This window comes from Thiomicrorhabdus sp. 6S3-12 (assembly GCF_017571475.1).
Taxonomy (GTDB): Bacteria; Pseudomonadota; Gammaproteobacteria; order Thiomicrospirales; family Thiomicrospiraceae; genus Thiomicrorhabdus.
In genome coordinates this window covers 36,024-50,096 of record NZ_JAGETW010000009.1, presented here as the reverse complement: position 1 = coordinate 50,096, position 14,073 = coordinate 36,024, and the positions used below count along the sequence as shown (strand labels likewise).

At 48.5% G+C, this 14,073-nt stretch carries 12 protein-coding genes and 1 riboswitch; of the genes, 5 read left to right on the top strand and 7 right to left on the bottom strand.

Annotation, left to right across the window (positions count from 1 at the left end; translation table 11 throughout):
• Positions 1-70: 70 nt before the first annotated feature.
• From mfd to J3999_RS10605, 4 genes are all read left to right on the top strand, one after another.
• A complete protein-coding gene (gene mfd / locus J3999_RS10620) occupies positions 71-3,562 on the top strand; it encodes a transcription-repair coupling factor (RefSeq protein ID WP_208127880.1) in 3,492 nt (1,163 codons plus the stop codon).
• A 16-nt stretch (positions 3,563-3,578) separates the two neighbouring features.
• Complete coding sequence (locus J3999_RS10615) at positions 3,579-4,241, top strand: CsiV family protein (protein ID WP_208127879.1); 663 nt, start codon at positions 3,579-3,581, stop codon at positions 4,239-4,241.
• A gap of 320 nt (positions 4,242-4,561) precedes the next feature.
• Entirely contained in the window at positions 4,562-5,353 is a 792-nt protein-coding gene (locus tag J3999_RS10610) for an ABC transporter substrate-binding protein (protein ID WP_208127878.1), read from the top strand.
• 28 nt (positions 5,354-5,381) lie between these two features.
• Positions 5,382-6,731, top strand: a complete 1,350-nt coding sequence (locus tag J3999_RS10605) for a diguanylate cyclase (protein ID WP_208127877.1) — start codon at positions 5,382-5,384, stop codon at positions 6,729-6,731.
• A gap of 168 nt (positions 6,732-6,899) precedes the next feature.
• Here the strand turns inward: J3999_RS10605 and J3999_RS10600 are convergent, their stop codons facing one another.
• The 7 genes from J3999_RS10600 to thiC form a co-directional block, all read right to left on the bottom strand.
• A complete protein-coding gene (locus J3999_RS10600; protein ID WP_208127876.1) occupies positions 6,900-7,364 on the bottom strand; it encodes a hypothetical protein in 465 nt (154 codons plus the stop codon).
• Positions 7,365-7,433: 69 nt separating this feature from the next.
• Positions 7,434-7,778, bottom strand: a complete 345-nt coding sequence (locus tag J3999_RS10595; RefSeq protein WP_208127875.1) for a hypothetical protein — start codon at positions 7,776-7,778, stop codon at positions 7,434-7,436.
• Between the two features lie 79 nt (positions 7,779-7,857).
• Complete coding sequence (locus J3999_RS10590) at positions 7,858-8,280, bottom strand: hypothetical protein (protein WP_208127874.1); 423 nt, start codon at positions 8,278-8,280, stop codon at positions 7,858-7,860.
• A gap of 262 nt (positions 8,281-8,542) precedes the next feature.
• Positions 8,543-9,328, bottom strand: coding sequence for a thiazole synthase (locus J3999_RS10585; protein ID WP_208127873.1), 786 nt, complete (start codon positions 9,326-9,328; stop codon positions 8,543-8,545).
• Between the two features lie 77 nt (positions 9,329-9,405).
• Positions 9,406-9,603: a sulfur carrier protein ThiS gene (thiS, locus tag J3999_RS10580; RefSeq protein WP_208127872.1), complete on the bottom strand. Its 198-nt coding sequence runs from the start codon at positions 9,601-9,603 to the stop codon at positions 9,406-9,408.
• The gene (locus tag J3999_RS10575) at positions 9,600-10,739 is read right to left on the bottom strand and encodes an FAD-dependent oxidoreductase (RefSeq protein ID WP_208127871.1); all 1,140 of its coding nucleotides are present in this window, start codon (positions 10,737-10,739) and stop codon (positions 9,600-9,602) included. Before J3999_RS10575 ends, thiS begins: the two co-directional genes overlap by 4 nt.
• Positions 10,740-12,680: a phosphomethylpyrimidine synthase ThiC gene (gene thiC / locus J3999_RS10570; RefSeq protein WP_208127870.1), complete on the bottom strand. Its 1,941-nt coding sequence runs from the start codon at positions 12,678-12,680 to the stop codon at positions 10,740-10,742.
• Positions 12,681-12,841: 161 nt separating this feature from the next.
• Positions 12,842-12,946, bottom strand: a riboswitch (TPP riboswitch).
• Positions 12,947-13,196: 250 nt separating this feature from the next.
• On the opposite strand from thiC, the gene J3999_RS10565 reads away from it, so the two are divergent.
• Positions 13,197-14,024, top strand: a complete 828-nt coding sequence (locus tag J3999_RS10565) for a tetratricopeptide repeat protein (RefSeq protein WP_208127869.1) — start codon at positions 13,197-13,199, stop codon at positions 14,022-14,024.
• The last annotated feature ends 49 nt before the right edge of the window (positions 14,025-14,073 follow it).

Below are 14,073 nucleotides of genomic sequence, written 5' to 3'. Positions count from 1 at the left end.
TATAATAGGCGTACATAAAAGCCCCGGTAGTTTAGAATAAACCGCTTGATTTAGATATATAACTTCAGTCATGGCCGTAAAAAAACAGAACTTTTTTCCCTTATCCGACTTTACCGTAGCCGGACACAAATCCGTTACCACGCCTTTAAATCTGGCCAGTAGCGCACTATTCATCAGTCAACTTCAGCAGCAGCACCCTTTCTGTCTGGTACTGGCAGCCGATTCGCAAAAAGCCAGTCAACTGCAACAGCAGATCGAATATTTCGCCGCCGACAATGACGACTGTCCGGTTTTCAATCTTCCGGAGTGGGAAACCCTGCCTTACGACCAGTTTTCGCCGCATCAGGATCTGATTTCCGAACGTCTGAAAACGCTGCATTATCTGCCTAAAACTCGTTCCGGGATTTTAGTTATTCCGGCCAATCTGCTTAATCAGCAACTGATACCGCAAACCTTTCTCGCACAGTTTACGTTTCTCTTCAAAAAAGGCGACCGTCTTGATCAGGAACAGTTGATTCAACAGCTGGATATCTCCGGTTATCAGCGAGTCAGTCAGGTTATGGATCATGGCGATTACGCCGTTCGCGGCGGTATTATCGACCTCTTCCCGATGGGATCGAAAACCCCTTTCCGCCTCGATCTGTTCGACGATGAAATCGACTCCATCCGCAGCTTTGATCCGGAAACGCAGCGCACCACCCACAGTATCGACGCCGTCGACCTCTTACCAGCAAAAGAATTTAACTTAAACCGCCAAGGCATTGATACCTTTAAACAAAATTTCAGACACTACTTTGGCGATGAGACTCGTAACAGCCAGTTGTATCGTCATGTCAGCGACGGCGAATCGATCGGCGGATTGGAATACTACCTGCCGTTTTTCCATAAACAGACCGCGACCCTTTTCGACTACCTGCCAGAAGAGACGCTGATAATCGATTTCGACAGCATCGAGGAAGCGCTGGAAAAAAACCTCAAAGAGTATCAGGAACGTTATCAGGTCGGTCAGTACAACAGCGATTTTCCGCTGATCAAGCCGCAGGACCTGCTGGTACCGTCCGATCAAGTGATGCACGGCCTTAAATCCTATCACCGAATTTCCATCTCGGCCGAGGACTCCGCCAAAAAGGCGACGCACAAATTCAATCGACACAATCTGCCGAACCTCGGGATAGAATCGCAAAGCGACTACCCGCTGGCTCGTCTGAACAGCTTCCTCGACCAAGTCGATCAGCCGGTCATTTTCTGTGCCGAGTCAACCGGTCGCCGCGAAACACTGATGACCGTTCTGCGAAAACAGCTTACCCAAAAATCGGCGCAAACCCCGGAGGTTTGCCAGTCGTGGCAGGAATTGCAAAACTGGCTGGAAAAAGCGCATACAAGCCGACAACTCGCTACCGCAATCATCGTCGCGCCGCTCGAAGAGTCGATCTATTTCGACGATATCTGCCTGATTACCGAGGCGGAAATCTTCGGACAGACCGTACTGCAGCGCCGCCGTCGCAACCGTAAGCATCAGGACTTCGACACTGCGATCGCCAATCTGGTCGAACTTGAGCAAGGCAGCCCGATCGTACATATCGACCATGGTGTCGGGCGCTATCTCGGTCTGGAAACCATGGATGTCCGCGGTACCGCACACGAATTTCTTAAAATCCAGTATGCCAACGAAGCCATGCTGTATGTCCCGGTCAGCTCACTGCATCTGATCAGCCGTTATACCGGAGCCACTCCGGAAACCGCGCCTTTACACAAGCTCGGCAGTGATAAATGGGATAAGGCTAAACAGAAAGCGGCACAGAAAGCGCACGATGTCGCTGCGGAGTTGCTGGATATCTACGCTCAACGGGCTGCACGCAAAGGCTACGCTTTCGATCTTGACGACGAAGCCTACGCCCGTTTTGTCGCCGGTTTCCCGTTTGAAGAAACGCCGGACCAGTATATCGCCATCGAATCGGTGCTGGCCGATATGAAGTCCGCGCAACCGATGGATCGTCTGGTTTGCGGCGATGTCGGCTTCGGGAAAACCGAGGTCGCCATGCGAGCGGCCTTTATAGCCGCGCATGCCGGTCGTCAGGTAGCCATGCTGGTGCCGACGACCCTGCTGGCCCACCAGCATTTTGAAAACTTCCGCAACCGTTTCGCCGACTGGCCAATTCGTATTGAAGTCTTGTCCCGTTTCCAGAACGCCAAAGAGCAGAAAACAATTCTTGCCGACCTTGCCGACGGTAAAGTCGACATTATTATCGGTACTCACAAGCTGATTCAGAAAGATGTCAAATACAAACAGATCGGCTTGATTATTATCGACGAGGAACATCGTTTCGGGGTTCGCCAGAAAGAGCAGTTAAAGAAAATTCGCGCCCAGGTCGATGTTCTGACCATGACGGCAACGCCGATTCCGCGAACATTGAACATGGCCATGAACGATTTGCGCGACCTTTCGATCATTGCTACCCCGCCGGCCAAACGTCTGGCGGTGCAGACCTTCGTTCAGCAGTGGAACCCGGAAACAGTTCGCGAGGCCTGTCTGCGCGAAATCCGCCGCGGCGGTCAGGTGTATTTGCTTTATAACCATGTCGATCGCATTGAACGCATGGTTGAACAGATGCAAGAGCTGATCCCGGAAGCAAAAATCACCTATGCGCACGGTCAGATGAATGAAAAACAGTTGGAATCGGTCATGGAGGATTTCTACCACCGCCGTTTCAATATTCTGGTGTGCACGACGATTATCGAAACCGGTATCGACATTCCGACAGCGAACACGATACTGATTCACCGCGCCGATAAATTCGGGCTGGCCCAGCTGCATCAGTTACGCGGTCGCGTTGGCCGTTCGCACCACAAAGCCTATGCCTATCTGTTTACCGGAGACAAGGCAATGCTGACCAAGGATGCCGATAAACGCCTTAGCGCCATCGCCAAACACAATACACTCGGCGCCGGCTTTATGCTCGCCAGCCACGATCTGGAAATCCGCGGGGCCGGTGAACTGCTCGGTTCCGGCCAATCCGGGCAGATACAGGAAATCGGTTTCGGTCTGTACAGCGAGATTCTCGACAAGTCGGTTAAAGCGCTTAAATCCGGTAAGCAGCCGGAGTTGAATACTCAACTGCATTACGGTTGCGAAGTCGATCTTGACGAACCGGCACTGATCCCGGAAGACTATCTTCCGGATGTTCACAGTCGTCTGGTTCTGTATAAACGCCTGGCAAGTGCCGAAACGCTTGATAACTTAAGAGATCTGGAAGTCGAAATGATCGATCGTTTCGGGCTGCTTCCGTTTCAGGTCAAAAACCTGATCGCTGTAACCGAAATAAAACTGCTGGTCGAGCCGCTCGGTATTATCAAAATCGACGCGTCGGAAGCGATGATTCGCATCGTATTTAACGAGCAACCCGATATCGATCCGCTAAAATTGATTCAGTTGATTCAAAAACATCCGAAAAATTATCAGATGAAAGGACAGAGCGAATTGAAGTTTTTCGATACAATGCCAACTCTAGAAGAGCGTACGGCCGCTATCGAATTATTGATTAAACAAATTCGCCCATCATAAAGACGGAAAAAACCTTATGCGCACCCACTCCATGATGCTTAACACCGAGACCATTCGCAATACACTTCGCAATTGGGCTCTCCTCAGCACCCTCTTTATCCTCTTCCTGATAGCCGGTCAGAATGCGTACGCGGAAGATAAAACGCCTCGCTATCAGGTGGAAGTCATTGTCTTCGAGCAGCTTGCATTAAAAGGCTGGACCGAAGAGAACTGGCCGGAGATTGCATCCAGCGTCGATTTAAGCAACAGCACGTCGTACCTGACAACAAACCAGAAACCGCTATATCTGCGCTCCGGCAATTTAGCGCTGACTGACGTTGCAAAACGGATGAATCGCGGATACAGAGTCATTTTCCACGAAAGCTGGACTCAGTTCGCTTACGAATCCCGTAAGTCACCGAAAGTGCTGATCGAGAAAGAACATGGTGGCGATTCGCTTCTGGGAACGGTCAAAGTCTACAAAACCAAGTTCTCGCACATTGAGCTGGACCTCGAACTGGAAAGAACCATTCCAAACGCCATACGCGCCGAATTTGCGCAACGTCTCGGTCTTGACGAATACAACCTGCCGTCGACCTGGCGTTTCAAGCTACAGGAAAAACGCAAAGCGGATAGCGGCGAACTGCATTACTTTGACCACCCTATCTTCGGCGCTCTGGTCAGAATCCAAGCCCTGTAAAACAACATCGTAGTTACAAGACATAAAAGCCGTCAGAAGATTTCTGGCGGCTTTCTTGTATCAAAAACCTTAAAACTTCAAGACAAATAAAACTGAGTTATCGCCACACTTCGAGAAAAACGTGTTTGGTCAATCAATTATCTAAATAAATAAGCGCTCAAAATGACCTCAAACAAGGGCAAGCTGAAGCCGGAAGCTTTATACTGTATAAGCTTTTCTACTTAAGCTCGGTAGATTAAGCCGTTGAGATTCTCACACGAAACTTATCGACATCCCTAAGCTTATTTAGGCTTATTTGCTCGTTTATCTGGAAACACAATATGCAAACGCACTGCTTAAAAAAATACATCTCTATTTTCGCTCTGGCCTTGGCTCTGCCTCTTTCGGCATCTGCCGACACCTTAAGAGTCGCTACGGATGAATGGTGTCCCTATGACTGTATTCCGTCCCAGAATAATGGCAAGGTTGGCTACCTGGGCGACATGCTGGTTGCCGCCATGGAAAAACACGGCCATAAAGTCGAGTTTGTTGAAGTTTCTTATTCTCGCGGCCTGACTCTTGTCAGAGAAGGGAAACTGGATGCAACCGAAGCCTGTTTTCGAGAAGAAGCACCCGACTTTATAATGCCTCCAACAGTGCAAGGCATCAGCAATACCACTTTTTTCAGCTTAAAAGACAGTACCTGGCGCTACACCGGAACCGACTCGCTGAAACAGGCAAAAATGATCGGTGTTATTAAGGGCTATGACTATGTAGAACCTGAACTGATGGACTACATCAATCAACATCCTGACAACGTATTGGAAATCACCGGCGAAAAACCATTGGAAAGATTGCTTGAGATGCTGTTGGCCGGTCGTCTGACCACCGTTATCGAAGATAAGAGCGTTTTGGAATACAAACTGCAACAAATGGGCAAATCGGACCTGATCAGCGTTTCCGGCACCACCCCTGTTGTTATCGATGTCTTCACCGGTTTCTCCCCGGCAAACGAAAAATCGAAAATCTATGCGCAGATTTTATCCGACGAAATTGAAAACATGCGCCAGACGGGAGAGTTACAGAAAATACTCTCGAACTACGGAATACAGGATTGGAAAGCCAAACCATAAAACCGGTATGAAAGTCACCTAAACGCCCATGTCATTTCGTCACTCCATTGCACTGCATCTTCTGACGGTCATTTTCGGCTTCTATTTTCTTGTAGCCGTTATCGTGACCGTGGTTCAGTTGTACAAGGAATACGAAAACACCAAAGAAAGTTTTTATCAAGAGATCCAGCTGTTACCGACGACCTTCGGACAGGGAATCAGCGACTCCGTTTGGACCTATAATCAGGAGTTGCTGCAATCGATTTTACGCGGCGTTTACAACAGTCCGATTGTGGTCGGCATTGAAGTCAAATCACTTGACCACAAAATGGATTATAAAATCGGCTCCATTTTGGACAAAGACAGTCACCCTGCCTACTTCGATACCGACGGCAAACCCGGACAAGCCACCGAAACCGGTTTGGGAGCCGATGCGCTCTTTGGTTATACCTTTCCGATTACCTATCAGGGACCCGCATTTAAAAATCCTCAACCGCTTGGAGAGGTCACCATTTACTCAAACGAGCGGCTGGTTTTTGAACGCGTTAAATACGGTTTTTTTCTTATCCTGATCAACTCGGTCATCAAAACGCTGGCGCTGTGGTTTATCATTTTTTACTTCATTAAACGCTACCTTGGTAAGCCGCTGAATGAATTTACCCGTAAAATCAAACAGCAGGATAGCAATCAACCTCACCCGATTACGCTTGATATCCCCTGGTCGGACAATAATGAAATCCTCTTGCTGAAAGACAGCTATAACCAGATGATCCATAGCGTGAACGAGTATCAGGCCGCTTTGAAGGTCCTGAACAAAGAACTGGATGATAAGGTTCAGGAAAGGACACATGAGCTGTTCGCAGCGAAAGAAGCGGCCGAGATGCTGGCCTATACCGATGTCTTAACCAATGTCAAAACCCGCAGAGCTTTCTTTGAGCTGGCTGAGCAGGAATTAAAGAACGCGGTTCGTCAGCAAACCGCAACGTCGATTATCATGATCGATATCGACCATTTCAAAAATATCAACGACACTTACGGACACGCGACAGGCGATCTGGTATTGCAGACTTTTGCCAAGACACTCAAAAACTCCTGTCGCGCTTGTGACCTGATCGGGAGACTTGGCGGTGAAGAATTTGCCATTGTGCTCCCGCAAACCGACCTGAACGGCGCACTGCATGTCGCCGAAAAATTACGTCTTTCCGTCGCTGACTCCGAGCTGATACGCAACCGGCAAACCCTTCACTTTACCGCCAGCTTCGGTGTTGCCGAAACGCCTCCGGGACAATACTCGCTAGAAGAAATTCTGCTGCAAGCCGACCAGGCCCTGTATACGGCAAAAAATCAGGGCCGAAATCAGGCTGTCGCATACAAGCAATCAACGACCGAGAATACCTGATGATATGGATTTGACTGATCCGCATTTACTTCAAGCCGAATGCCAGAAAGGTAACTCGAGGATTGGGAAAAGGGTAGCGTCCCCTTTTCCCACATTTGTGGAATCTAACGTTTAAGCTTAACCAGCCGTACTTTAGCGCGGTCGGGTTGAGTGAATTGTTAGAGTAAACTAAATTGGATGCTCAAATCTTAATTCATGCATCCTTTTACTTAATTCTTTTATACGTTTGATAATATTATTAAGTTCTTTGATTGTGTAACGTGTTTCACTTTGTTCTGAAGAAGTTGGCAGACCAACTACGTTTGCAACATGCCCAGTTTGTGGAATAAACCCATAACGGCCGTGTACAAGATTATTTCTAATATCTCTGATTTCATGAGCACTCTTAAGCCAATTATTGTATTTATTAAGTTCTACTGAACCAATATCGAATTTCTTCTGTGCAAGGTTTTCAATGAATTTTAGGCGGTCACTAAATCCTTTTCCTTCAAATTTTGAAGTTAGATGCTTTAGATTTTGCCCTTCATTGGTCCATACAACAAAAAGTCCAAGGTTTGAGTCTAGTCGAGTAAATTCAAATAGAATTAAGCCGACTGCTTTTGCTGCTTGCTCTTCAATAACTTCTGTTTCCAATGTGATTCCCGTCACTCTAACATTTAAGCTAACCGACCGCGCGTTAGCGCGGTCGGGTTGAGTATTTTTTTAGCCTTTTGCATCAGGTAATACAACAGGTACAGAAAACTTTATACGTGAGTGACTTGATGTCTCACCGTGAGATGCGCCTTGCGAGCCAAGCCCAACAGCACCCAAATAAACGCCAATACCACCTTTTGTATCAGTTCCTGAAACCTCAGTCAATGCAATATCAAACTCAACCATTGCAATAGGTTTGTCATTATTATTTGTGATTACTTTATTTTCTTTGGTATAACCATAGAGTTTCATACTTCCAACACTACCACCAAGAGGTTCTGATTGTTCGCTTGCCTCTGCAACACCAGCTACGATTTCTGTTAATGCTGTTTTTATGAATTCCTGAAGTTCCATTGATATTTCCTTAATGACTAACGCTCAAGCTGTGGGGCGCGTGCCGTATTGCGGCGCAGCGTCCCACACGAACGACTTGTTAGGTGTTTTTTGTTTCATGAATTCTTATATGCCCGATACTTGAATCGGTGCTTTCTAAGCCTAATTCACTTCGTAAATCTGCACGCAAATCATGAAGAAGACTTTTTAGTATGTTCTGGTTGATTTTTTCTTGTGTAAGCAAAATTTCTGCAAACTCGTGCGCTAATTCAATTTGCTGGTTAGTTCCGAATAGCTGAATATCAGAAAATGAGCTTTGTAATGACTCACACCATTCCTTTGAGAATTGCACGGGCTCAATAGCGCCATCTATTTTGCGATATGCATCGATAAGGTATTGGGTTTGTATTTCTCTTCTTTTATTTGCCATATCTCGGCGTGATGTAAAGTAATGAGCAACGATCCAGCCTATAACAGCAACCGAAACCGTTGATACCATTTTTACAATGAACTCGAAATCCATGTAAACACCTAACATTTAGTATCAGGCATATTTGCCCTATTATTGGCGCTTAGCCGGTTTGAGCGGTCACTCTGCCAGACTTATTTATGTGTTCCAGTCAATTTGCTTTGTTATCTGCTATCTGACATAGAAACCTGTCGATCGCTAAAAATTGATTTTGGATTAATAATACACATTTTCAACCCAATAAAAAAACAAAAAAGCCACTTATTAATACAGATAAGTGGCTTTTTAACTCGCAAAATTTAACTAAGTTGTTTTGCTAAGCAGAATGCCAGAAAGGCGAATCCAGTGTTGGCGTGCTAGCGCTGGCGGCGTGCTGTTCCGCCATGGGTCCAGCCTCATACGCAAGACGGCCCGCTTCAATGGCGCCGCGAAACGCTTGCGCCATTTTCTGCGGCTGCTGTGCATGCGCTACGGCAGTATTCAACAGAATTCCATCAACCCCCATCTCCATCGCCTGAACCGCATGCGATGGTACACCGATTCCCGAATCGACGATGATCGTCACCTCCGGGAAACGGTCGCGAATGGCCTGCAACGCATAAGGATTCAAAAGCCCTTTGCCGGTGCCAATCGGAGATCCCCACGGCATAATCACTTTGCAGCCCGCTTCGACCAGATGGCGGGCAATAACCAGATCGTCGGTACAGTAAGGCAAGACTTTAAAGCCGTCGTTCAACAGGATTTCCGTCGCTTTGACCAGATCAATCGGGTCCGGTTGCAGATTGAAATCATCGCCAACCAGTTCCAGTTTGACCCAATCGGTCTGAAACAACTCCCGACTCATTTTGGCCATATTGACCGCTTCCTTGACCGAGTGACAACCTGCCGTGTTCGGCAAGAGTTTCAAACCGAGCGAACGGATAATGTTCCAGAAGTTTTCGCCGCCAGCCTGTTGCGGATTTTGACGACTCAATGACAGCGTCACCACTTCCGCACCGGATGCCAGAATACTTTCCTGCATCACTTTAGGCGACGGATAGAGCGCACTGCCGATCAGCATCCGGCTTTTCAGCTCAGTGCCATAAATATTTAAACCCGACATAATTTTAATTCCTGAATTCTGTAAAGATACGTTTACGAGCCGTGTTAACAAACTCTTTTTCAGCTGCCTTAGCCACTTTAGCCACCTTGAATCGCAGTGACGACTTCAACCTTATCTCCGGCATGCAAAACACGATGTTCGTGCTCGGAATTCGGAATAAACTCCTCGTTGAGCATGACCGCATAGGGCATTCTGGCCCCGAACAGCGACAAGGCCATCTGCAGAGTCTGCGCCTGTTCAAGAACCATTACTTGACCGTTGATTTCAATTTTCATAACGCCTCCTGAAAAGCATGAGCATCATCAGCAATCTGCAACAGTTCCGGCAAGGCGTGCAGATAACGCTGATCCATCGGTTGACCAAGCAGATAGCTGCGACACAGGTCTACCAGTACCGGAGAAAGCAGATAACCGTGTCGGAACAGGCCGTTAAGACTGATGATTTTCCCCTTAACCCGCATCTGCGGTTCGTTATGCAGGTATGCTGGTCTGAGACCCGACTGAATCTGCAGAATTTCCGCCTCGGCAAATCCGCTGTGCACCGAAAAACAGGAAGAGAGCAGTTCCAACGCAGAACGCACCGTCGGCTGACGCCGATCCTGAGTTTCAATCTGAGTCGCCCCTATGACGAAATGGTGGTCCGGTTTCGGAGCGATATAGATCGGATAACGGGGGTGCATTAAACGCACCGGGCGCTGCAAAGTCACCTGCGGTGCATGCACCCGCGCCACTTCCCCGCGAACACCGCGCAGATCCGGCTGAGCGTCTTCTGCCGCGCCTAAACCGCGACAATCGACAATCCAGTCATACCCGTTTCGGAATTCGTCATTTACCCGTAAACCTTGTTCGCAAAGCCGGACATGGCTGCGTGTTTGCCAGTCAATATGTGGATGCACCCGCAAGACTTCACCTAGGACGACAAGCAACTGACGGTTGTCCAGCTGCCCTTCTTCGGGAAGGAACAGAGCATGCGCAAAACGCTGATTGATCTCCGGTTCGAGAGAGGCAATCTCGGCACGATCAATCCGCCGGTAATTATCCCCTTTCAAGTTCCTCTGCAGAGTCTCCAAACTGGCTCTGTCCTGTTCGAAGGCGAGCAGAAGTGAACCATTTCGCTGAAAAAAGACCTTCTTCGGTAAAGACTGTAAAATCCTCGGCCACAGTTCCAGCGCAATCTCTCCGAGCCGCATAATGCCGGTACCGCTTTCCGCTGATTCAGCCAGAGGCGCAAGCATCGCTGCCGCCAGATAAGCGGCACTCTGCTCCCCTTGACCATCATCCTGATCAAACAGATCAATCTGCATCTCGTCTTTCAGCGAAAATGCCAAAAGACGCCCCAGAAGACCAGCACCTAAAATGGCGATTTTAGGCTTGGTCCCTGTTTGCACAGACCGATCGACTCGGCCACTCATTTACGCTTCCTTCTGGTAGATTTCGCTACCGGCTTGCACAAATTCCTGAGATTTCTGCTTCATGCCGGCTTTGATTTCGTCCAATGTGATCTCGGTGATCTGTCCGTTATTACCGGCCGCTTCCTGTTCAGCCGCATAATCGCGCACCTCCTGAGAGATTTTCATCGAGCAGAATTTCGGTCCGCACATCGAGCAGAAATGCGCCACCTTTCCGGATTCCTGCGGAATGGTTTCGTCGTGGTATTCGCGGGCGCGCTCCGGATCGAGACCCAGATTGAACTGATCAACCCAACGGAACTCGAAACGCGCTTTGGACAAAGCGTTATCGCGAATTTGCGCTCCCGGATGACCTTTTGCCAGATCGCCGGCATGGGCCGCGATCTTATAAGCCATCAAGCCTTCTTTGACATCATCCTTATTCGGCAGCCCTAAATGCTCTTTCGGAGTGACATAACACAGCATGGCGCACCCGTACCAACCGATATTGGCTGCACCGATACCGGAGGTGATGTGATCGTAACCCGGCGCGATATCGGTGGTCAGTGGCCCAAGCGTATAGAAAGGCGCTTCGCCGCATTCCTCAAGCTGTTTATCGACATTCTCCTTGATCATGTGCAACGGAATATGCCCGGGGCCTTCGATAATCACCTGAACGTCATGCTTCCAGGCGATTTTGGTCAATTCGCCAAGCGTTTCCAGTTCGGCAAACTGCGCGTCGTCATTGGCATCGGCAATAGCCCCGGGACGCAGACCGTCACCGAGCGAGAAGCTGACGTCATAGGCTTTCATAATTTCGCAGATCTCTTCAAAATGCGTATACAGGAAATTTTCCTGATGATGCGCCAGACACCATTTGGCCATAATCGAACCTCCGCGTGAGACGATACCGGTTACACGCTTGGCGGTCATCGGGATATAGCGCAATAAAACACCTGCGTGGATCGTAAAGTAGTCAACGCCCTGTTCAGCCTGCTCGATCAACGTATCGCGGAAGATTTCCCAGGTCAGATCTTCGGCAATTCCGTTAACTTTTTCCAAAGCCTGATAGATTGGAACCGTACCGATCGGCACCGGCGAATTGCGCATAATCCACTCACGCGTTTCGTGGATATTTCGGCCCGTCGACAGATCCATTACCGTATCCGCGCCCCACTTGGTGGCCCAGACCAGTTTCTCGACCTCTTCGGCAATCGACGATCCGACCGAAGAGTTGCCGATATTGGCGTTAACTTTGATCAGGAAATTACGCCCGATAATCATCGGCTCCGATTCCGGATGATTGATATTGCACGGAATGACCGCTCGACCGCGGGCCACTTCGTCACGCACAAATTCCGCGGTAATCTCCTGAGGAATACTGGCGCCGAAAGATTCCCCTGCATGCTGCTGACGGATCATCTCGTCACGAACCTCTGCGCGCTTCATATTCTCGCGGATCGCGATATATTCCATTTCCGGCGTGATAATACCCTGACGAGCATAGTGCATCTGAGTGACGTTCTTGCCCGTTTTTGCACGACGTACTTCGGGAAGGTTTTCAAAACGGATGTGATCGAGCCCTTCATTGGCGAGGCGCTCCTGAGTGAATTTAGAAGTGACCGAATCCAGAACCTCGGTATCGCCGCGTTCGACAACCCATGATTGGCGCAATTTCGGCAGACCTTTGTAAACGTCGATAGTCACACTTGGATCGGTATAGGGACCGGAGGTATCGTAAACGCATACCGGCTCGTTTTTTTCCATCACAGGATTGTCTTCCGGACCGGAAACGTAAGTATCGCTCAAAGTGATTTCGCGCATGCCGACTTTGATCGGATGCAGTTGTCCGGCTACATAGATTTTTTTGGAATTGGGAAAAGATTGCCCGGAAACGTTCTGGATAAACGCTTCGGCAGCCGCTCGACGCTCGCGACGGTCAGTCGTTTTGTGATTTGAACTCATTTTCTTGCCTATTATCAATTAACAATAAATTTAATTAGGCGAAGAACTCGATAGACATCTAAATAGAGGAAATGAAAACTCTTGGATTCGAAAGAATCTCATTAAGGTGTCACTGACAGAATTGTCTTCAAAAATTGAAAACAGTCATGCAGCACTAAGGTTTCATTCTGACGATTGTTCCCTTCGCTGGTACTAACCAGATCAGGTTCAACGGATCCCGCTTGCGCGATCTCAGCCTATGTCTAAAGGCACTCCGACAAATTTGCCAATCAGTATAACGGGAATCTTCGGGAATTCAACCGCTAATTCGGCACGCACTTACGACAAGAGGTTTTATCCCTAACGCCAAGTAAAATGTAAACACATGCCATTTAACAGCAAGAAGCGATTGTTAATCCACAACGAGTCCGTTATATTAACTAGCAGTTTTTAATCGTATTTTTCAGCATCAAAACCGTTAAGTTCCGTAATTGAAAGACCTTTACGGCAACCACAAAAACACTACAACAGAACTCTATGAAATTACTTAGCTCTCCCAACACCAATACCCCAAAAAAACAACGTTTTTCCGTCATCGGAAAATTGCTCACCGCGCTGAGCGCCATGCTGATCAGCCAGCAACTGTATGCTTTCAATCCCAATGCCTGTCTGAATACTTTCCAGGGCGAAGCTCTAAAGATTTGTCAGGCGGCGATCAAGGGCGATCCGAAAGCCCGATACCAGCTGGCGCGAATCTACGGCGATGCGATGAATTCCCGAAGCGTCGACTATCAGCAGTCCTTTCACTGGCATCGCGAGCTGTCGCGTCAGGCGCTGCGCGAAAAACTACAGGATCCAATCTACTCTCTAGCGATGTATAACACCGGTGTTATGTATGCCGACGGCGTCGGCGTCAAACGCAATGCAAAAAACGCACTTTTCTGGTTTGATAAAGCCGCCAATCGCGATGAACCTTTGGCCATGACCCGCCTTGCAATGCTGTATGAACAAGGTGCACCGGGCGTTGGAGCGGATGCGAATAAAGCGCGCAACTGGGTGCAAAAAGCGGTCGAAAAAGACAATCCGCAGGCGAAAGTCATTATGTCCAAATGGATTCTGGAAGGGAAAATCAATAAAAACCCGGCACAGGCCATCGAACTTCTCAAATCGGCAAGTGCCCAGAACTCTCCGCAAGGAGCGTTTGCTCTGGCCAATATGTATGCGACCGGATACGAACAACTTGTCAAACAGGATCTGATCAAGGCGAAACAGTTCTACAGCATCGCCTGCAGCCAGTATGTGTTCGAAGCCTGCAAACGCTATCACGATATCGACACCACCGGCAGACTGGACGGCGTCCAATAAACGCTCCCTATCCCCTGCGCACAGGATATCAAATGCCTGTCGCGCAGGA

Excerpts from the sequence above, each read along its gene's own strand:
- mfd (WP_208127880.1), top strand. The coding sequence starts at position 71 with ATGGCCGTAAAAAAACAGAACTTTTTTCCCTTATCCGACTTTACCGTA.
- J3999_RS10615 (WP_208127879.1), top strand. The coding sequence starts at position 3,579 with ATGCGCACCCACTCCATGATGCTTAACACCGAGACCATTCGCAATACA.
- J3999_RS10610 (WP_208127878.1), top strand. The coding sequence starts at position 4,562 with ATGCAAACGCACTGCTTAAAAAAATACATCTCTATTTTCGCTCTGGCC.
- J3999_RS10605 (WP_208127877.1), top strand. The coding sequence starts at position 5,382 with ATGTCATTTCGTCACTCCATTGCACTGCATCTTCTGACGGTCATTTTC.
- J3999_RS10595 (WP_208127875.1), bottom strand. The coding sequence starts at position 7,778 with ATGGAACTTCAGGAATTCATAAAAACAGCATTAACAGAAATCGTAGCT.
- J3999_RS10590 (WP_208127874.1), bottom strand. The coding sequence starts at position 8,280 with ATGGATTTCGAGTTCATTGTAAAAATGGTATCAACGGTTTCGGTTGCT.
- J3999_RS10585 (WP_208127873.1), bottom strand. The coding sequence starts at position 9,328 with ATGTCGGGTTTAAATATTTATGGCACTGAGCTGAAAAGCCGGATGCTG.
- thiS (WP_208127872.1), bottom strand. The coding sequence starts at position 9,603 with ATGAAAATTGAAATCAACGGTCAAGTAATGGTTCTTGAACAGGCGCAG.
- J3999_RS10575 (WP_208127871.1), bottom strand. The coding sequence starts at position 10,739 with ATGAGTGGCCGAGTCGATCGGTCTGTGCAAACAGGGACCAAGCCTAAA.
- thiC (WP_208127870.1), bottom strand. The coding sequence starts at position 12,680 with ATGAGTTCAAATCACAAAACGACTGACCGTCGCGAGCGTCGAGCGGCT.
- J3999_RS10565 (WP_208127869.1), top strand. The coding sequence starts at position 13,197 with ATGAAATTACTTAGCTCTCCCAACACCAATACCCCAAAAAAACAACGT.